The organism is Xanthomonas sp. BRIP62418 (genome assembly GCF_003993495.1).
In the GTDB taxonomy this organism is placed as follows: domain Bacteria; phylum Pseudomonadota; class Gammaproteobacteria; order Xanthomonadales; family Xanthomonadaceae; genus Xanthomonas; species Xanthomonas euroxanthea.
Window position 1 is genome coordinate 92304 of the sequence record NZ_QEZG01000039.1, and the last position, 18493, is coordinate 110796.

17 protein-coding genes are annotated in these 18493 nt (G+C 64.8%); 11 read left to right on the plus strand and 6 right to left on the minus strand.

Annotated features, from left to right (window positions below; translation table 11 throughout):
* Positions 1-74: 74 nt before the first annotated feature.
* From EO174_RS12630 to EO174_RS12645, 4 genes are all read right to left on the minus strand, one after another.
* Complete coding sequence (locus tag EO174_RS12630; protein ID WP_104583479.1) at positions 75-611, minus strand: hypothetical protein; 537 nt, start codon at positions 609-611, stop codon at positions 75-77.
* A gap of 234 nt (positions 612-845) precedes the next feature.
* A complete protein-coding gene (locus EO174_RS12635) occupies positions 846-1352 on the minus strand; it encodes a hypothetical protein (RefSeq protein ID WP_115675778.1) in 507 nt (168 codons plus the stop codon).
* A gap of 275 nt (positions 1353-1627) precedes the next feature.
* A complete protein-coding gene (locus tag EO174_RS12640) occupies positions 1628-2326 on the minus strand; it encodes a hypothetical protein (protein ID WP_164740186.1) in 699 nt (232 codons plus the stop codon).
* Positions 2327-2406: 80 nt separating this feature from the next.
* Positions 2407-3333 carry a phosphoribosylaminoimidazolesuccinocarboxamide synthase gene (locus tag EO174_RS12645; protein ID WP_164740187.1) on the minus strand — a complete coding sequence of 309 codons (927 nt, stop codon included), beginning with the start codon at positions 3331-3333 and terminating at the stop codon, positions 2407-2409.
* Positions 3334-3542: 209 nt separating this feature from the next.
* On the opposite strand from EO174_RS12645, the gene EO174_RS12650 reads away from it, so the two are divergent.
* On the plus strand, positions 3543-3872 hold the full coding sequence (locus EO174_RS12650; RefSeq protein WP_047126203.1) for a DnaJ domain-containing protein: 330 nt from the start codon (positions 3543-3545) through the stop codon (positions 3870-3872).
* A gap of 127 nt (positions 3873-3999) precedes the next feature.
* Here the strand turns inward: EO174_RS12650 and EO174_RS12655 are convergent, their stop codons facing one another.
* Complete coding sequence (locus tag EO174_RS12655; protein WP_119130377.1) at positions 4000-4839, minus strand: outer membrane beta-barrel protein; 840 nt, start codon at positions 4837-4839, stop codon at positions 4000-4002.
* 122 nt (positions 4840-4961) lie between these two features.
* On the opposite strand from EO174_RS12655, the gene rpe reads away from it, so the two are divergent.
* From rpe to EO174_RS12695, 8 genes are all read left to right on the plus strand, one after another.
* A complete protein-coding gene (gene rpe / locus EO174_RS12660) occupies positions 4962-5633 on the plus strand; it encodes a ribulose-phosphate 3-epimerase (RefSeq protein ID WP_119129477.1) in 672 nt (223 codons plus the stop codon).
* Complete coding sequence (locus EO174_RS12665; RefSeq protein ID WP_119129425.1) at positions 5630-6121, plus strand: GNAT family N-acetyltransferase; 492 nt, start codon at positions 5630-5632, stop codon at positions 6119-6121. Before rpe ends, EO174_RS12665 begins: the two co-directional genes overlap by 4 nt.
* Positions 6122-6353: 232 nt before the next feature.
* Positions 6354-7283: a lipid kinase YegS gene (yegS, locus tag EO174_RS12670; protein WP_126944733.1), complete on the plus strand. Its 930-nt coding sequence runs from the start codon at positions 6354-6356 to the stop codon at positions 7281-7283.
* 284 nt (positions 7284-7567) lie between these two features.
* Positions 7568-9043: an anthranilate synthase component I gene (gene trpE / locus EO174_RS12675; RefSeq protein ID WP_104583485.1), complete on the plus strand. Its 1476-nt coding sequence runs from the start codon at positions 7568-7570 to the stop codon at positions 9041-9043.
* Positions 9043-10107 carry an aminotransferase class I/II-fold pyridoxal phosphate-dependent enzyme gene (locus EO174_RS12680; protein ID WP_126944736.1) on the plus strand — a complete coding sequence of 355 codons (1065 nt, stop codon included), beginning with the start codon at positions 9043-9045 and terminating at the stop codon, positions 10105-10107. The genes trpE and EO174_RS12680 overlap by 1 nt, the downstream gene beginning before the upstream one ends.
* A gap of 30 nt (positions 10108-10137) precedes the next feature.
* Positions 10138-10920: an SIMPL domain-containing protein gene (locus tag EO174_RS12685; protein ID WP_126944739.1), complete on the plus strand. Its 783-nt coding sequence runs from the start codon at positions 10138-10140 to the stop codon at positions 10918-10920.
* A 105-nt stretch (positions 10921-11025) separates the two neighbouring features.
* Positions 11026-11370 carry a molybdopterin cofactor-binding domain-containing protein gene (locus EO174_RS23230; RefSeq protein WP_343132545.1) on the plus strand — a complete coding sequence of 115 codons (345 nt, stop codon included), beginning with the start codon at positions 11026-11028 and terminating at the stop codon, positions 11368-11370.
* Between the two features lie 54 nt (positions 11371-11424).
* A complete protein-coding gene (locus tag EO174_RS12695) occupies positions 11425-14292 on the plus strand; it encodes an HrpF/NolX family T3SS translocon protein (protein ID WP_126944742.1) in 2868 nt (955 codons plus the stop codon).
* Between the two features lie 651 nt (positions 14293-14943).
* Here EO174_RS12695 and EO174_RS12700 read toward each other — a convergent pair.
* Positions 14944-15594 carry a hypothetical protein gene (locus EO174_RS12700; RefSeq protein ID WP_126944745.1) on the minus strand — a complete coding sequence of 217 codons (651 nt, stop codon included), beginning with the start codon at positions 15592-15594 and terminating at the stop codon, positions 14944-14946.
* A gap of 400 nt (positions 15595-15994) precedes the next feature.
* Here EO174_RS12700 and hap3 point away from each other — a divergent pair, with 400 nt between their 5' ends.
* Both hap3 and xopF1 read left to right on the plus strand, forming a co-directional pair.
* Positions 15995-16438 carry an Hpa3 family type III secretion system protein gene (hap3, locus tag EO174_RS12705; RefSeq protein ID WP_126944748.1) on the plus strand — a complete coding sequence of 148 codons (444 nt, stop codon included), beginning with the start codon at positions 15995-15997 and terminating at the stop codon, positions 16436-16438.
* Entirely contained in the window at positions 16435-18456 is a 2022-nt protein-coding gene (gene xopF1 / locus EO174_RS22950) for a type III secretion system effector XopF1 (protein ID WP_164740188.1), read from the plus strand. The genes hap3 and xopF1 overlap by 4 nt, the downstream gene beginning before the upstream one ends.
* The last annotated feature ends 37 nt before the right edge of the window (positions 18457-18493 follow it).

An 18493-nucleotide genomic window follows, 5' to 3' on the forward strand; every position in this document is an offset into this window, starting at 1 on the left:
GGGTGTAACTCCTCATTTCTCAGCAACATGAAATAACGGACTCCTTCCTTGTCCGTGCAAACCATTACTTCCGTTTAATTCGCCTTCTCGGCTGCGGCGTCGTCCAATGCCGCAGCTTTCTTCAATGTGGAGGGATCAAATTCCGCGAATGCCACCGTGCCGAAATCCTTGGTGGTCAATTCCAGGGTGTTGTGCTGCTCGGTCTCGGTATCGGACAGGTCACGCACCACCTTGTCCAGCAACCAGCTCTGCTTGTCTGCCGAGTACTTGAATGTAAAGTCGTCTGCCCAGCGCTCACGCGATCCGCCGGAAATGGAAATGGTGAATTGCCCTGGCTGGATGCGCGAAAACGCATAGGGGTCGCCTGCCAGGCCGCCACAACGGGCGCATGGGACGATCTTGCTGTTTTCGGCAGCCTTTTTCAGCGCGCCGTCGGCAGTCTGTGTCAGCAACAGGACCGTACGCGGCTGCCCCTCACCAAGCTTTTCCGCACCAGTGGCTGGCGGGGAAATCACCACCAGCGCATCGGAGCGCCCCGCGCCAGTCAGATCGCCGCGGATGGTCTCCAGAGCCTTCGATCCCGCCGGAATGAAGGAGTCTATCGTGCCCATAGGTACAGTCCCTTGTGTCGGTGATGCGGGGGGTGTTGCGGCAGGTGCGGACGACTGCGTCGCCGCGGTATCGGCAGCAGCCGTCGGCTGCTCGGTTGCACCGCCAGCCTGGGGGCCGTTACAGGCCGCAAGGACAACTGCCAATGCAGGGCCGATCAATCGGAAAGGGCGCAAGGTTATCTCCTGGGAACGATGGCAGGTATGCGATGAACGGCGCGGCCGCTGGCGCGCAGATTACAGGGATTGGTCGTCCACCTTGACCAGCATCCAGCAAGGGCGCTGGGCGAAGTGGTAGACCTGCTGATCGCCGGTGTCCGGTGTGCGGACCAGCACCTGGCGGCCATCGGCTTCTTCGGAAATCGTGACTTCGCGGCCGCCGTTGCGGGCCGCCTCCAGGTTCGGGATGACGGGCCATTCAACGTCGGCCAGCGCAACCGTGCGGGTGACCGGCGCCGGCTCGGGCTGTGCATCCGGGTCGAGTTGAATCATCGTCAGCGGATCGGCCGTGGCCTTTTCCTGTACCGCGATGTCCGCACTGAAGCTTTTCAGAAACGTAGCGAAGTCGGTGCTGGGGCAGGTTGCCGCCTGGGCAGGCGTTGCTGCAGCGGCAGCAGGTGGCGAGGCGGCAGGTGCGGCAGCCGCAGCAGGCATCGCAGCGCCGGCTGGCTCTGCTTGCGGTTTGCAGGCAACCAGCGCCAGGCTCAGTGCGAGCGCGTGCAGGGACGTTCGGAAAAGTGCCAAGGGATCCTCCTGATCATGGTGGGCAACGGGTGCGCGGGCGGAATGCTATCCGCGCGCTACCTGCAAATGTGTGAAGGCTTGCGGTACCGAGGGTGACCCAAACCGGCCGGCAGGCGGCAGGCCAACACCCCAGGAGAGCCACCCGCCCGACGATCGGTGCCCCGGCGCTCGGGTCGTTCCATTGCCGTTGAGTGCCGCCAACACGCGCCAGGCTAACGCAAATCCCGCCTTCGCAAAAATCATGATGATTTGATTAGGGGTTACCTGCAGATTCATCAGGCCGGCGCGGGTGACTTTATCCCGTTTGAAAACACATCGAGTGCATCCGCACCCACCCATCCCTGCGCGCACTCGCCGACGTACTGGCCCGGTGCGGCGGCATGGCAGCTGTCACCAGTGGCGGTGCTCGAGCGTTGGATCGGCCTGTCGCCGTATGTTCCGCATGCCGGGTTGTTCTTGCATTGGGCGACAGTGTCTGCAGGGATCGCGATGACGTAGTAATACAGAGGGGTCTGTCCAGCGCGGCCGATCGCTTGGATGCAGACGCGCTGGCCCTGCGCCAGCCTGGCTCTTGCGATCGCATTACTTCCAGTGGTTGGCACCGCGTCGAGTACATCCACCCCGTTTGCTTGCGCCACGCCGGCAAAGAAGCCCGTATTGCCACATGCAGGTGAGAGCTCTACGTCATAGAAATCGCCGGCATCGACATTTCCGGCCGTACAGCCTTTTGCCATGTTCGCATCGGCGCACTGCACGCCGGCTGCCTGCAGTAAGGCAGCGAGCCGGTCATTGCCGGAAGCGCCACCAGGAGAGGTGGCATGTGCTGCTGCAGACGCCGACGCCGTGGATGTGACTGGCGGCGCGGCAGGCGCTGCCGATTCGCCGGCGCTGCACGCGCTCACTGCAAGCAGCGCCGGCAGGAGGGCGTTGCGTAACGCCGGCAATCTGCGCAAGGAAAAACAGGAGAGAGCCATTGCGACTTCCTTGGACAATGGATGGCGTCAGGTGCGTGCTTCGGCGCAGCGTCAAAGCCCCGAGTGCGGGGCCTTGAAGATCAATCAACCGAAATACCCGCCAACCGCTGCAATGCCTCGGCATATTTTGCGCGCGTGCGTTCGATCACGTCTGCCGGCAGGCTGGGGCCGGGGGCGGTCTTGCCCCAGTCCAGGGTTTCCAGGTAATCGCGCACGAACTGCTTGTCGTAGCTGGGCGGGCTGGTGCCGAGTTCGTACTGGTCGGCGGGCCAGTAACGCGACGAGTCCGGGGTCAGCATCTCGTCCATGATGTACAGGCGGCCATCGGCATCGGTGCCGAATTCGAACTTGGTATCGGCCAGCAGGATGCCGCGTTCGGCGGCGAAATCGGCGGCGAAACGGTAGATGCGCAAGGTGGCATCGCGGACGCGTTCGGCAAGCTCGGCGCCGACGGTCATGACCATCGCGTCGAAGTCGATGTTTTCGTCATGGTCGCCGACCGCGGCCTTGGTCGACGGGGTAAAGATCGGCTCGGGCAGTTTCTCGGCCTGGCGCAGGCCGTCGGGCAGTTCGATGCCGCTGATCTTGCCGGTGCGCTGGTAATCCTTCCAGCCGCTGCCGATCAGATAGCCGCGTGCGATCGCTTCCACCGGCACCGGCTTGAGCCTGCGCGTGACGACCGCGCGCCTGGCATACAGCGCCGGGTCCACACCTTCGGGCAGCACCTGCTCCACGGTGATGTCGACCAGGTGGTTGGGCATCAGGTGCTCGGTCTTGTGGAACCAGAAGTTGGACACCTGGCACAGCATCTCGCCCTTGCCAGGGATCGGGTCGGGCAGCACCACGTCGAACGCGGACAGGCGGTCGGTCGCCACCATCAACAGATAATCGCCCGGGGGCGCATCGGCGGGCAGGCGCTCGCGGGGAATGTCGAAGACATCGCGGACCTTGCCACGGTGACGCAACGGCAGGCCGGGCAGATCGGATTGCAACAGCGTGGTCGACACAGGCACTCCTAAGGACGTCGCAATGACGCTGTCCCCGGGACCCGGCGGGCCCGCGGGTGGGCAGCGGGCCGCGTAGTGTACGGCGCTTCGGTGCGCGCCGCTGTATTTATTGGAGCCCGCCTGCGGGCCGGCGTGCAGGCCGCGTCAGCCAGGCCGGGCGGGCGTTCGGGTAAGATCGCCAGCCCGCCTTCCCGCCCCCCCGATCGCCCATGTCCTGGTATGGAAAACTGCTCGGCGCACTGGCCGGCGCCCTGCTGTTCCGTGGCGCGCCGGTGGTCGGGCTGATGATCGGCCTGGCCATCGGGCATGCGGTGGACGCCGGCTGGTTCAAGCGCCGCGCCGAAAACCCGTACGAGGCGCTGGGGCTGGAGCCGGACGCCACCACTGCCGAGATCGACCTGGCCTATCGCCGGCTGATGTCGCGCTACCACCCGGACAAGGTGGCCAACGCCGAGCCGGAAGCACGCCGCCAGGCCGAGCGGAAAGCCAGCCAGATCAATGCGGCCTACGACCGGATCCAGCGCCTGCGCAAACGCTGATCCAGCCGCCGCGTTCCGGCATCGGCATTGGCGCCACCATCAAGCACGCCCGGCCTCTTGCAGGTCGGGCGTGGTCACGCAAGCTGCAGAACTCAGAAGCGGTAGGTCGCCGTCAGGCGCACCGCACTCAGAAGCGGTAGGTCGCCGTCAGGCGCACCGCATTCGACGAGAAGTCCGTATCGCTGCGGCGCAGATCGGTACCGGCCGGATTGACGCGCAGGAACGGGTTGGTGGCCGGCGCGGTGCCCGGGCCGACACGCACGCGGGTGTCTTCGTCCTGCAGGCGGGTGAACAGGTACTCCACGCCGACCGAGACGTTGTCGCTCAAGCGGCGCTGCAGGCCCAGGCCGGCCTGGTAGCCGTCGGCGCTGTCGCCGCCGCTGCTGGTGAAGCTGTTGGCGGTGTTGCTGCTGGAGAAGCTGTGGTCGAACTCGCCGCGTGCCACGCCGGCGGTGACATAGGCCAGATAGTCACCCTGTGCGCCGAAGGCATAGCCGATACGGCCGCGCAGGGCGGCGGTGCGGTTGAGCTGGCGGGTGAAGGTGTAGAACGCCGGGGTGGTGCTGAAGGCGCTGACGCTGTCGCGCAGGTCGTTGCGGGTGTATTCGGCGACCACGCCGTAGACCCAGTTGCCGGCCTGCCAGTCGTAGCCCAGCCGCGCACCGTATTCGGCGCCGCCCTTGTCCTTGCTGCAGCCGCTGGCCGGGGTGCGCCCGGCCGCCGCGCCGCCGCAGAATCCGGGCGAGAAGGCATCGGCGCCGGTCGGGGTGCTGACCTGGTCGCCATCGCGGCCGTCCAGGTTGGTGTCAAAGCCGAAGCGGCCGCCGGAAACGCCACTGACGTCGGCACCGCCGACATTGGCGCCGATCGAGAAACCTGACCAGTCGGCCGGGCCCGTCTGTGCCCAGGCGGATGGGGCCAGGGCCATCAAAACAAGCGCGGCGGAGGCGAGCGGGGTGGTCTTCATGCGGTGTCCTTGGCGAAAGGGCGCGATGCGCCGGTCAGGTGCATACGCAGGCGGGACCGGCGCGGATGCACCGGCGTTGCTTGCCTGCGACAATGCGTGTCCCGTTCCTTGACGAGCTGCCCATGCAACCGACGGCGATTGCCCCGTCCATCCTGTCCGCCGATTTCGCCCGCCTGGGCGAGGAAGTGAACAACGTCCTGAAGGCCGGCGCCGATTGGGTGCACTTCGACGTGATGGACAACCACTACGTGCCCAACCTCACCATCGGCCCGATGGTGTGCCAGGCGCTGCGCAAGCACGGCATCGTCGCGCCGATCGACGTGCACCTGATGGTCGAGCCGGTGGATCGCATCGTGCCGGACTTCGCCGAGGCCGGCGCCACCACCATCAGCTTCCATCCCGAAGCCAGCCGCCATGTGCACCGCACGATCCAGCTGATCAAGTCGCACGGCTGCCAGGCCGGCCTGGTGCTCAACCCGGCCACCCCGGTGGACATCCTGGACTGGGTGCTGCCCGAGCTGGATCTGGTGCTGGTGATGTCGGTCAACCCCGGCTTCGGCGGGCAGGCCTTCATTCCCTCGGCGCTGGATAAATTGCGCGCCATCCGCAAGAGGATCGACGCGCTGGGCAAGCCGATCCGGCTGGAGATCGACGGCGGGGTCAAGGCCGACAACATCGGCGCGATCGCTGCGGCCGGTGCCGACACCTTCGTCGCCGGCTCGGCCATCTTCAACGCGCCCGACTATGCGCAGGTGATCGCGCAGATGCGCGCAGCGGTGGACGCGGTGCGATGAGCGCGCCCACGCTGCAGATCCGCGCTGCCACGCCGAACGATGCGCAGCTGCTGCACGAATTGATCACCGCATTGGCGGTGTACGAGCGCGAGCCCGATGCGGTCAAGGCCAGCCCGGAGGACCTGCGCGCCAGCCTGTTCGGCGACGGGGCCACCGCGCATGCACTGATCTGCGAGCAGGATGGCCAGGCGCTGGGATTTGCGGTGTATTTCTTCAACTACTCGACCTGGCTCGGCCGCAACGGTCTGTATCTGGAAGACCTGTTCGTGCGTCCGCAGGCGCGCGGGCAGGGCGCCGGCCTGGCCTTGTTGCGGCATCTGGCCCGGTTGGCCGTGCAGCGTGGCTGCGGGCGTTTCGAATGGTCGGTGCTGGACTGGAACCAGCCGGCCATCGACTTTTACCAGGCGGCCGGTGCGCGCCCGATGGACGGCTGGACGGTCTACCGGCTCGACGGCGAGCGCCTGGCCGCCTTCGCCGCCGGTACCTGAGCGCGGCCTGCCGCGCCGCCGTGGCACGCAAGAAGAAGGCCGCCCCACCGGAGCGGCCTTCAGAAAAATTGGAGGCTGATCCTGCCTCCGCCCGTCGTCCCTGCTATGGCCTTCCACTCTCCGGGTCGTTGGTGACATGCCGATGACAGCCGGGCGAGGCTGCGTATTCACGAGGCACGCAGCGGGCCGCTGCTAGCCTGCGGCCACCACCCTCACAGCATTGGCAGCGTGCATGGCCGCGTCCCACTGGCGTCTGATCCTCAATGGCAAGTCCACCGACAACCTGGACCTGCGTGAGGCGGTGGGAACGCTGCGCAAGCGCGGCATCCAGCTCGAGGTGCGGGTCACCTGGGAAGACGGCGATGCCGAGCGCTATGTCGGCGAAGCGGTTGCCGACGGTGCCCACACCGTGATCGCGGCCGGCGGCGACGGTACCTTGAGCGAAGTGGCCGCCGCGCTGGCGCATCACACGGCCGGCGCCGCCACGCTGCCGTCGCTGGGCCTGGTGCCGCTGGGGACCGCCAACGACTTCGCCACTGCCGCCAATCTGCCGATCGAGCCGCTCGCCGCGTTGACGCTGATCGCCGAGCGTGCGGCCGAGCCGATCGACCTGCTGCGCATCGACGCCGAGCACGGCCCGCACTGGTGCGCCAACGTCGCCAGCGGCGGGTTCGGCACCCAGGTCACCGTCGAAACCGACGAAGGCCTGAAGAAGATGCTGGGCGGCCTGGCGTATCTGATCACCGGCATGTCGCGGCTGGGCCGGATCGACCCGATCAGCGCCCGCTTCAGCGGCCCGGACTTCCGTTGGGAAGGCGAGTTCATTGCACTTGGCCTGGGCAACGGCCGCCAGGCCGGCGGCGGCCAGGCGCTGTGCCCGGAGGCCCTGATCGACGACGGCCTGCTCGACGTCACCATCGTGCCCGCGCTCAACGGCGAAGTGGCCGCCACCCTCGGCACCCTGGTCACCGGCGGCAAACAGGCCGCGCTGGAACGTGTGGCCGTGCGCGCGCGGCTGCCGTGGCTGGAGATCGTCTCGCACCAGCCGCTGACCTTGAACCTGGATGGCGAGCCGGAGACCTCGCTGCATTTCCGCATCGAATGCGTGCCGGCGCGGTTGCGGATGCATTTGCCGGTGGAGTGCCCGTTGCGGAGCGTTTGAGCGCTGGGAATCGGGAATCGGGATTGGGGAATCGGAAGAGCGATGGAGCGATAGAGCGGGGTGTTGGTGTCACGGGCTGTAAGACACCCAGGCCGGACTGACGCAGCTTCGCGATTTGCGCGGCCTTGGTCTCGCGCCTGCTGCCCTTGCGCGGCAGTTGCGCTACAGTAGCGGCGTGTCCCGCCTGACGACTCCACGCTCCTTCTCTTCCGCTCGCCGCTGGTGGCGATGGTGGCCCGTTGCCGTCGTCCGCCCCGCCACAGAGTCCCGGAAGGAAAGTCGTCTTGATCACTGCAGAGCAGTTCCAGCGCCAGGCCGCTGAAGGTCACACCCGTATCCCCGTTGTCCGGCAAGTGCTGTCCGACCTGGACACGCCGCTGTCGGTCTATCTGAAGCTCGCCGACGGCGCCTACACCTACCTGTTCGAATCGGTCGAAGGTGGCGAACGCTTCGGGCGCTATTCCATCATCGGCCTGCCGGCGCGGCGCGTGTACAGCTTCCGCGGGCACACGCTGGAAATCAGCGAGCACGGCGAAGTGCTGGAAACCCGCGAGGTCGCCGACCCGCTGGCCGAAGTCGACGCCTTGCGCGCCGAGCACTCGGTGCCGCAGCTCGACGGCCTGCCCGGTTTCACCGGTGGCCTGGTCGGCTGGTTCGGTTTCGAGTGCATCCAGTACATCGAGCCGCGCCTGGGCACCGGCGACAAACCCGATGAGCTGGGCACGCCGGACATCCTGCTGATGCTGTCCGAAGAGCTGGCGGTGTTCGACAACCTCAAAGGCCGGCTGTACCTGATCGTGCATGCCGACCCGCGCCAGCCGCAGGCCTACGTGCGCGCCAACCGGCGCCTGGACGAACTGGCGCACCGCCTGCGTCAGGGCGGCGCGGGGTATCCGCAGGCGCAGATTTCCGATGCGATCGACGAGTCGGATTTCCGCTCCTCGTTTACCCGCGAGGAATACCACGCGGTGGTGCGCAAGGCGCAGGAATACGTGCGCGCCGGCGACATCTTCCAGGTGGTGCCGTCACAACGCTTGCGCGTGCCGTTCCGCGCGCGCCCGGTGGATGTGTATCGCGCGCTGCGTGCGCTCAATCCATCGCCGTACATGTATTTTCTCGATGTCGGCGGTACCCAGGTGGTCGGCTCCTCGCCGGAAATCCTGGCGCGCCTGCGCGATGGCGTGGTCACCGTGCGTCCGATCGCCGGTACCCGCCCACGCGGCGCAACACCGGAGCTGGACAAGGCGCTGGAAGAAGAATTGCTGGCCGACCCGAAAGAGCGCGCCGAGCACGTGATGCTGATCGACCTGGGTCGTAACGATGTCGGCCGCGTGGCCGAACCGGGCACGGTCAAGGTGGGCGAGCAGTTCGTGATCGAACGCTATAGCCACGTGATGCATATCGTCAGCGAGGTCACCGGCACGCTCAAGGCCGGCCTGAATTACAGCGACGTGCTGCGCGCCACCTTCCCGGCCGGCACCGTCAGCGGCGCGCCGAAGATTCGCGCGCTGGAGATCATCCGCGAGCTGGAGCCGGTCAAGCGCAACGTCTATTCCGGTGCAGTCGGCTATATCGGCTGGCATGGCGATGCCGACACCGCCATTGCGATCCGCACCGCCGTGATCCAGGACGGGTATCTGTACGTGCAGGCCGGCGGCGGCGTGGTCTACGATTCCGACCCGGACCTGGAATGGCAGGAGACCATGAACAAGGGGCGTGCGCTGTTCCGTGCGGTCGCGCAGGCGGCCAAGGGGTTGTGATGGACGGGCAGGGCAACGCGATGCGCATCAGCTTCCGCAACGACTACAGCGAAGGCGCGCATCCGCGCCTGCTGCAGGCCCTGGCACAGGCCAGCGCCGAACAGAACGCCGGCTATGGTACCGATCGCCATACTGCGCGTGCGGCTGCATTGATTCGCAATGCAGTCGCGCAGGCACAGGCCGACGTGCATCTGCTGGTCGGCGGCACCCAGACCAACCTGACCGCGATCGCGGCGTTCCTGCGCCCGCACCAGGCGGTGATCGCGGTGGAGGCCGGGCACATCGCCACGCACGAAACCGGCGCCATCGAAGCCACCGGCCACAAGGTGCTGGCCGTGCCCGCGTTGCACGACAAGCTGACGCCGGCGCTGATCCAGCCGTTGCTGGACGTGCACGGCAACGAGCACATGGTGCAACCACGCCTGGTCTACATTTCCAACAGCACCGAGAGCGGCACCATCTACACGCGTGCCGAACTTCAGGCGCTGTCGCGTTTCTGCCGCGCACACGACCTGCTGCTGTACCTGGATGGCGCACGCCTGGGCGCCGCGCTGACAGCGGATGGCAACGATCTGGATCTACCGACGATCGCCACGCTGACCGATGCGTTCTACATCGGCGGCACCAAGAACGGCGCCTTGCTCGGCGAAGCGCTGGTCATCGTCACTCCGGCATTGCAGGCGGACTTCCGCTATCTGATCAAGCAACGTGGCGCGCTGCTGGCCAAGGGCATGCTGCTGGGGTCGCAGTTCGCCACCTTGTTCGAAGACGGCCTGTTCCTCGAGCTGGCCGCGCATGCCAATGCCATGGCGCAGCGCTTGCGCGCCGGCTTGCTGGCCGCTGGCGTGCAGTTCACCAGCGACTCGCCGACCAACCAGCAGTTCATCGTCGTCAGCACAGCGCAGGCCGAACAGCTCGCCCGGCGCTACGATTTCGAACGCTGGGAAACCCGCAGCGATGGCCGCCTGGTCATTCGCTTCGTGACGTCATGGGCCACCACGCCGGCGGCGGTCGATCGGCTGTGTGCGGACGTGGCGACGCTTGTGCAGGACCCCACGCTGTAGGGGCATCACTCGCCATCAAGGAAGACGACAATGAACAGATTCGCCGGCTGGATGCTTGCCACCGCCCTCATGCTACCTGCCGTGGGCACAGCGCAGATCAATACGCTGCCCTCGCAGCCGCACTTGCTGGTGAAGGGGCAGGCCTATCGGACCGTGGACCCGGACCGGTTCATCGTCGATCTGAAGGTCAGCAACACCAATCTGCAGCCCGACCTGGCACGCACGTTCGTCGAAGAGCGCGCCCGTGTGGTCCTGGATGGGTTGCAGCGCAACCGCGTGCTCAAGGACTCGCTGTATGCCTCTGCGTTGTCGATTGCGCCGCAATCGCGTTACGAGGCGGGTAAATCGGTCTTCGAAGGCACCCGCGTGGAGCGCAAGATCCGCGGCACCTTTACGTCCTTGAAGGATGTGCGTGCCTTTCTCGGCGGCTTGGAGGCCAATGAGCATGTCCAGGTGCTGTCGATGCAGACCGCCTACGCCGATGCCGCTGCCTTGCGTGCAGACCTCAAGCGCGAAGCCGCCACGCAGTCGCGCGAATCGGCCCAAGGACTGGCCGCTGCTTACGGCGTGCGGCTCGGCGGGATCTACAGCATCTCCGATGTCGCCCCCAATTTTGCCTATGGTGTCGAGGCAGGCACCTGGTCGGCCTCCGCAGCGCCAAAGCCAGGCTCGGTGGTGTCGCCGCCTTCGCCACCGGCCCCACCGCCGCCGCCTGCGCCAAGCGCCGGAGCCCAGCGCATCGGCGAAAGCCTGCTGACCGGCACCATCACCTACACCGAAAACATCTATGCGGTGTTCCTGATCGCGCAGTGAGCCGCTGCCATCCGGATCGTCTGCAAGGAAAACGTCCATGCCACGGGCAAGTATCCGGAGATAGCACCGGCCACTGCACGCGCCGAGCATGACGAGGCGCGCGCGCTGTTAAAACAGGCGGCGCACGCAAGCGTGCGCGACGGGCAATGGCTGATCGGGATGGGCATGGCCGCTGCCGTGCGCGGCGCGCCGATGTCCAAGGCAGGTGCGCGTGCGCGGCCGGATCGCACCGGCACGGTGACCATCGAGACCGACATGACCGATATCGGCGCAGGCAGCGACACCATCGTGGCGCGGGGTGTCTTACCTCTACGCCGGTTTGCAGGCTCGTCGTCTGCGGGCGGTTTCTTGCGCTTTTTTCGCCAAAATAGTTCATTGGTGCATGCGCCCCGTACCGGCGGTGGCAACATTTGTGCTCGCCGCATGAGACATGCCCGTGTGACCGTATGAGCATGTACTCATATGCAGCTGCTCTGTCACTGCTCTGTCACTGCGAGGCCGCACATGTCGCTCAACACGCTATCGACCGGGAGTGCCGCCGGTCTGTTTCTCCCTCTCACGGATGACGCCTCGTCTCCGGAGGCGCCCGGATCCGATTCGGCCATGAACGACTCCGATCTGTTGCTGGCGATGGATAACCTGTTCCTGCAGCAGATCTACCAGCTGCTTGCCGCCATCTACGGCAACACGCCAAACGAGGGATCAGGCAGCGGCATTGCTGGGTTGTCCACGTCTTCGGCTGACGACATGCAGGCCAGCCAGCCGATCGACAAACGCACCTCCTGGCCGACGCTGGCGACCCCCTTCGATGCCAAGGACATCAAGGGATCCAAGCTGCCGCCTGCGGTGGATGGATCGTCGGTGACTTGGGACGGCGGCACGCTCACCGCATCGGAGCTCCAGATTGTTTCGACACTCAATCAGCACAAGGACAAGATGCCGCTTGAGTTCGCAAAACTCGACGACAGGATCAACGACCCATCCACACCCCCCGATCTGAAGAGCGCGCTGCAAGGCCTGCAGAAAGACCCGCGTCTGTTCTTTGCCATCGGCTCGCAGGGCGATGGCAAATGCGGTGGCAAGATCAAGGCCGCCGATCTGTGGGATTTTGCAGACCATCATCAGCAGGTGACCGATCTGGGCGGGAAGAACGCCGAGTTCAATCCCAAAAATATCAAGGGAGACACGCCGCCGCCGGCAGCAGAGGGCTCCACGGTCACCTGGGACGGCGGCACGCTCACGCAATCCCAGCTGGAGATCGTTTCAACGCTCAATCAGCATCGCGACATGACGCCGATCGAGTTCGACAAGCTCGATGAAAAGATCAACGATCCGGCCACGCCACCCGACCTGAAGAAGGCGCTGCAAGGTCTGCAGCAGGATCCCGGCCTGTTCTTCGCAATGGCATCCCAGGGACACGGCAAGCACCACCACGACGACCAGGGCAAGTGCAATGGCAAGCTGATTGCGGCCAACCTCTACGACTTTGCCGATCGCCATCCGCAAGTCACTGCCATGGGTGGGAAGAACGCGACCTACAATCCCGAAAAAATGAAAGGGCGCGACCTGCCGCCGGCGGTGGACGGCTCTTCGGTCACGTGGGATGGCGGGACGCTCACCCAGAACGAGTTGGAGATCGTCACCACGCTCGATCGCCACAAGGACAAGCTGCCGCTCGCGTGGGCCGATCTCGATGCGAAGATCAACGACCCGGCGACACCGCCGGATCTGAAGAAGGCATTGACGGAACTGCAAAAGGACCCGCGGCTGTTCTTCGCCATCGGCTCGCAGGGCGATGGCAAATGCGGCGGCAAGATCAAGGCCGGCGATCTCGGCAAGTTCTCGGCCGGCCACGCGCAGGTAGCGGAGCACGCCACCAAGCAAGCCAAGGGCTACACGCAAAACTATGTGGCGTCGGACAGCCCGGACAAGACCGAGCCCACGGTCATGACCGAGAGCGACGCGATGCGCGAGTTCTATCGTTATTCGGACTATCTGCCGAAGGATCTGAACCAGGACGCGTTCAAGCACCTGGTCGAAGGCGACGACAAGACCCAGAAGCGCCCACCGCAGGTCATCGCTGCCGCGCAGTATTTTCGTGAGCACCCCGATCAGTGGAAGGCGCTGGCGGGAGACTCGGGTTCGATGAGTACCCCGGATTTCCTGCAGAAATCCGCATCGCAGATGCACCTGACCGCGCCCGAACTGAAAACGCTGGACACCATCAACAGCCACCAGGACGCGTTCTTCGGCGACGGCAAGGAGGTGACGCGCGACAAGCTCGACACGATCGCCAAAGACGACAAGGCCGACCCCGCAGTGCGCGACGCCGCCAAACAGCTGTTGGGCGACCCGCTGCTGTTCGGCGTGTTGAACAACTCGATCACCGGCTACAAGAAGCCCCACAGCTTCTTCGGCGGCGGCCATGTCGTCGACTCGGGCAAGATCAGCAAGAAGGACTTTCAGCAGTTCTACGAACATATGACGGCGGCCAACAAGATCGTGGAGAAATCGCCCACGCACACAGCCACATCACCCGACCAGCAGAAGGCCGTCGCGGACATGTTGATGGGCAAGGCCGATCAACCCGAGATCAAGAAGAAGAAAAAGGACATCGGTACCGTCGGCAAGGGACTGCATGAGTTCCTGAAGTGGGACAGCAAGATCCTGGACTGGGCCTCGGTCGGACTGAGTGCACTGAACGGCATCCCCGTCATCGGCGAGTTTGCCGATGCAGCAGCGCTGGCACTGGAGAGCGAAGCGCAGGCGGCACAGGTCCTCGACACCGCACTGCAAGGCGGCGACATGTCGCTCGCGTGGAAACTCGCCGGCATCAACATGGCTGGGGCGGTGGTTGGCGCTGTCGGCGGACCCACGGCCAGGCTCGCAGCCAAGGGGGCCGCCAAAGGGGTCGCCGAGGGCGCCGCCAAGGCGGCAAGTGAGGGCGCAGCCAAGGGGGCGAGCAAGGGGGCAGGCGAGGGTGCAGCCAAGGGAGTGAGCAAGGGGGCGACTGAGGGTGCAACCAAGGGCGCAGGCGAAGGCGCGGCCAAGGGGACAGCCAAGGGGACAGCCGAGGGAACAGGCAAGGGGGCAGCCGAGCGGCAACAGCCAACTGATGCGGTTAAAGGTTATTTAGTAGGTAGCAGCATCAGCAAATCGACTGAGATGCTCAAAGTGCCTGTGTTGGCAGGTTTGCATTACGAAGAGATGCGATTGGACAAGGAGAAGCAGAAAGGCGAGATCCGCCAGAATCTGGAAGACGCGGGCGGGGTGCCACTGGGTAAACAGAGTATTCCCAAGCCCATTGCAGACAACTTCGAGGCGGATACGAAGGAGAATCTCAGGAGTTTGAGGGGTGGGCGGCGCAGGTAATGCTCGCCTTCGTTAGGCGTTTGCTGTGAGAGCAGTGCAGGGCGATCACCACGATCGCCTGATGCATTGGCGTGCCGATTAACTGATTTCAGGCGCGCACTCTCGCGGTTCGATAGACGGTGGCTGCAATAAATTTTGCCGCACATAGCTGTTCACCACTGCGAGTGAGCGTATCCGTATAAGCGAGATTGCCAGCCCAGCTGGACGCTGCATTGGGTCGTCTTGCACCTCCCGAGTGCCGAACGAACGCAGCCTTATCGACCGGCAGCGCGCAGCGCAAGGGTTACCCACAGCCGCCTGACAAAGGTTGGCGGCCACCATCTTGCTACTTTGAGCGCGAATGTCCATTGCCGGCTGCTATCTGCGACCGGCAAGCATTCCTGCACCGGCCCCCGGACCGGGGGTGTTCGCGAGAGCTGTGGAAGTGGCGAGCGTAGCAATGACGCTGCATCGAAACGTGAGAGGTCAGCGCACTGGGCGACTCTCTCTGCTATCGCCTGCCCGAAGCGCATTATCCTGGCCTGCCCGGGAAAGGTGAACGGCCGGACCACTGCAGGGCTGAGCGCTTGGGCTGCAGCCCTGCAGCAATTGCAGAAGGATGTTGCAGAGTTTTTTTTCAGTTGCCTGCGGATAGCTGCGGGCTACCGGGAATCACTGACGGGACCACGTTTGAACACTTGACACATTATTGCTATTGAAATAATGCAATAACTCCTCTCTCGTTCGCACTTCTGTTACATGGCTGACCTGGCGATCCCAGATGACCAGTTTTTCACCTTGGCGCATCGCAGCAACGAGGTGTCCGATGCCTGAATGACGCTCCATGCCGATCGCAATCTTTTCGTAGTTTGGAAGCTGATGAAGCGCACTTGCAAGGTCTTGCGGCGATCCGCGCTGGTGTTTGACACTGCCATTTTCGAATTTACTAATCGCCCAGGTAAACTGGTCTGGCGTCATGCCATGCTGGCTGATGTATTGAATGTTGTCCGGTGTCAGGCCAAGCCCGTTGACAACATCCGCCTCGGCGAGCCCGGTCAGTGCCGCAATCGTATGAAGACCGCAGTCGTTACTGGTGCCTGCATGGAATGGCGGCATGCCAAGTGGCCGCATCTGCTGAGCCTGTGCGTTCGACTGAGCAGGCTTGGGGGCGGTGCGATATCTTTTCGGAGCGGAACGTCCCTGGAGCTGTGCAAGCGGCCCATCGCTTTTTGTGGTCGGCCTGCTTTGCCTTTCGGCGCTGGGTGAATTCACTACGGGGTTAGTGTAGGAATGTGCTGTCTGGGGTGCGGAAGAAACCTTCATGAATACCACTCGCTTGTATTGATGAAATAGGGTGAAACGCAACGCGCGATAGCGAATCCACGTCTGATGTTTGGGGTGGCCGCTATGGGCGGCAACAATGCAGCACGCTGACCATTTTTTGCGACCTGCATCGCGAAGTCGGGCATAGCGATGCGAATCGAATGTCCGGGGTGCAATCGCGTTAATCCCGCATCCGGGTTGTGCAACATGATCCTGTCGTGCTCCGGAGTGCAAGGCACATGATCCAGGTCTCGGTTGCACATTTTTCAGCAGGACATCTTCGCGCGCGGCAAGAGTCTTTCGCAGGGGGTTACCCGGCTATGCATCCGGTAATGGAGACTTTCTCCTACCGGAATGGTGTATCGGTACCTATCGCATACTTTCTCGAGGATTTCGGACAATGTCGGAATTGGGAAATCTCCACACAGCGAACGACACATTCTTCACCAGCCTGGGAGTCCGTCTTGGGTTGCCTGAGGAGCTTGCGCAGCGACTTGGCCAAGGCGAAACCATCCTTGGTCCTGCGGGCATGCTGTGCCGTGTCCACGCGCAGGTGCAGCAGGGCGGGATGACGGCGTTTCCGGAAGTGATCCTGCCATTGGCCGCACGCGAGCTCGGCGGCGAGGAGGTGGTGACGCTGCTGGCGCTGCAGGAACAATTGCTGACCCACTACGGCTGGCGGCTCACGCTCTCGGACCTTGGCCTGCTCTGTGTCTGCCCGCTGTTGGTCGAACGCACGCCCGATGCCGTGGCCACTGCGCTGGAGCGCGGGCAGGTGGCCGCACGTGTGGTGCTGGACGCGCTGGTGACGCAGGCCGGCAGCACGGCCGAGGTGGCCTCATGAAGCTCTCCAGCAACATCGGGACCTCTCCCAGCGGCCGCGCAACGTCTCCTGCACCCACACGCCCGACGCATGCCGAGGAGGCCGTCGCCCTGCCACAGACGCGAGTGCCAACCGGGCCGCTCGCCGGCCTGCCCTCTTCGGGCCCGGTATTGCGCGGTCGCCGCGCACCGGTTGCACGTCGCGTGACCACCGACGCAAGTCATGCCGAGTCCTCGCATGGTGCATCACATCGCTCGGAGTCCTCGCAGTCATCGCATTCTTCCGAGTCGACGGACGCAGCGTTTTACACTCCGTATGTAAGCCCCGCGTCCTCGGTCGTCGATGAGCCGCATGCGCCTGCCGTTGCAGCGAGCTATGCGCAGCGCAGCGCGGCGGCGGCCGCTGAGTTGAAGGCGCAGCTACGGACTCGCCTGGGCAATCTGCGCTTTGCAGCGCCCTCGGAGGAGCAGGAGGCACTGCAGGCCGCGTATCTGGAATGGGCGGACGCGCGCGTGGACGAACGCATCGCCGCGTTCGGGCCGGATGCCGGATACCAGATCGTCGGCGATATGAAGACGGCAGGCGCAAAAGCAGCGTGGCCGATCGCTTACGAGTGCCTCAGGGCCTTCGTCATCGGCTCGATGCGGACCCCGTTCGGTCTCGCCGCGGGTGCAGCCTACGATGGCGCGCGTGCGCCCGGATCGGAGACGCTGAGTACGACGACGCTGTCCGGCACGGTGGCGGGCCTGATGTCCTATACCAGCGATACGTTGCTGATCCCGGCGATGGACCGGCGCGCGCGTGTTGCCAACCTGCCGCGGTTCCAGGCCATCGACCCCAAGATCCTGGTGCCCGATCCGCCGCCGGCCCTGCTGGAAATCACTGCCGAGGGCAAACGCTTCACGCGTCCCGGCGAAGGCAACACCGCAACGCTTCCCGAGCTCAAGGCGCAGACCTACGACCTCCGCCAGGGAATCACCCAGTGGCAATCGACCCTGGACGACAAGTCCCTGGACACGTTGCTGCTCAAGCCGACGATCAACGCGGGATTCAACGCGGCGCGGCGGACCTCCGCCGACCCGGGCACGCGCACGCCGGCCGGCCAACTGGGCTTGAGCGCGCTCGCCATTGGCGGGGCAGGGGTGGTGCAGAAGGCGATGCTCGAAACCGGCAAGGCGGTTGCGCGTACCGGCCAGACGCGCGTGCCCGACCTGCTTGGCGGACAGCAGCGGCTGAATCTGTTTGCGTTGGCATTGCCGGACAAGACCCGTCGGCCCGCGCAATGGTCCGACGCCGTGCGTTTCCCCAACTACCTGCTGGAAACCGGGATGGAAGGCCTGGCGTTGGCCAGGCAGGCCTTGAGCACCACCAACGCGATCACCACTGCGGTACGCGATGTGCTGGGCCGTCACATGCTCAGCAACGTGCTGGCCAATTTCGCCTCGCTCGGGGCCGGCCGCCTGATCGCTGCGCCCTTGCGTGGCGGTAACGCAAACGGCAGCGTTGCGGGCGAAGCCGCCAATTCCACCGCCACGGTCGTGCAACAGGCAGCGCAGACCCTGTTCAACGATACGATCTGGAATGCGCTCAAGGCCAAGAACGGCGCCAACACCACCCAGGCCACGCGCCTGGACCAGGAACGCGCCGCCAGCGCCACCGATCATCAACGCACCATCGCAGGCACGCTTCAGGCGCTGGCCGAACCCGTCGAGGCGGCGATCGCGCTGTTGTCGGCGCCGACATCGGCAGAGATTGCGCGCGCCCTGGAGGAGGGGCAGCCGCTTGCGCCTGCAACTGGGCCGCTGGCGGGGAGATTGCGTGAAGCCCTGGAGGAATTGCGCACGGAGGTCGGCACGCAATCGGTCTCGATGGCGACCATCGACACTGTGCTCGACCGCCTGCACGCCGGGCAGGCGGCGATGTTCAGCGGCGTGCCACGCAACGACCTGACCAAGACACTCAAGACCGAGCTACAGAAGCTCAGGCAGGCACTGCACGAAAGCGAGGAACTTCGCCAGTGGGAAAACGGCAGGCCGTGAGCGGTCGATCCTGCAGCTGATCCACTGCGTCGCGCAC

Excerpts from the sequence above, each read along its gene's own strand:
- EO174_RS12630 (WP_104583479.1), bottom strand. The coding sequence starts at position 611 with ATGGGCACGATAGACTCCTTCATTCCGGCGGGATCGAAGGCTCTGGAG.
- EO174_RS12640 (WP_164740186.1), bottom strand. The coding sequence starts at position 2,326 with ATGGCTCTCTCCTGTTTTTCCTTGCGCAGATTGCCGGCGTTACGCAAC.
- EO174_RS12650 (WP_047126203.1), top strand. The coding sequence starts at position 3,543 with ATGTCCTGGTATGGAAAACTGCTCGGCGCACTGGCCGGCGCCCTGCTG.
- EO174_RS12655 (WP_119130377.1), bottom strand. The coding sequence starts at position 4,839 with ATGAAGACCACCCCGCTCGCCTCCGCCGCGCTTGTTTTGATGGCCCTG.
- rpe (WP_119129477.1), top strand. The coding sequence starts at position 4,962 with ATGCAACCGACGGCGATTGCCCCGTCCATCCTGTCCGCCGATTTCGCC.
- EO174_RS12665 (WP_119129425.1), top strand. The coding sequence starts at position 5,630 with ATGAGCGCGCCCACGCTGCAGATCCGCGCTGCCACGCCGAACGATGCG.
- yegS (WP_126944733.1), top strand. The coding sequence starts at position 6,354 with ATGGCCGCGTCCCACTGGCGTCTGATCCTCAATGGCAAGTCCACCGAC.
- EO174_RS12680 (WP_126944736.1), top strand. The coding sequence starts at position 9,043 with ATGGACGGGCAGGGCAACGCGATGCGCATCAGCTTCCGCAACGACTAC.
- EO174_RS12685 (WP_126944739.1), top strand. The coding sequence starts at position 10,138 with ATGAACAGATTCGCCGGCTGGATGCTTGCCACCGCCCTCATGCTACCT.
- EO174_RS12695 (WP_126944742.1), top strand. The coding sequence starts at position 11,425 with ATGTCGCTCAACACGCTATCGACCGGGAGTGCCGCCGGTCTGTTTCTC.
- EO174_RS12700 (WP_126944745.1), bottom strand. The coding sequence starts at position 15,594 with ATGAAGGTTTCTTCCGCACCCCAGACAGCACATTCCTACACTAACCCC.
- hap3 (WP_126944748.1), top strand. The coding sequence starts at position 15,995 with ATGTCGGAATTGGGAAATCTCCACACAGCGAACGACACATTCTTCACC.
- xopF1 (WP_164740188.1), top strand. The coding sequence starts at position 16,435 with ATGAAGCTCTCCAGCAACATCGGGACCTCTCCCAGCGGCCGCGCAACG.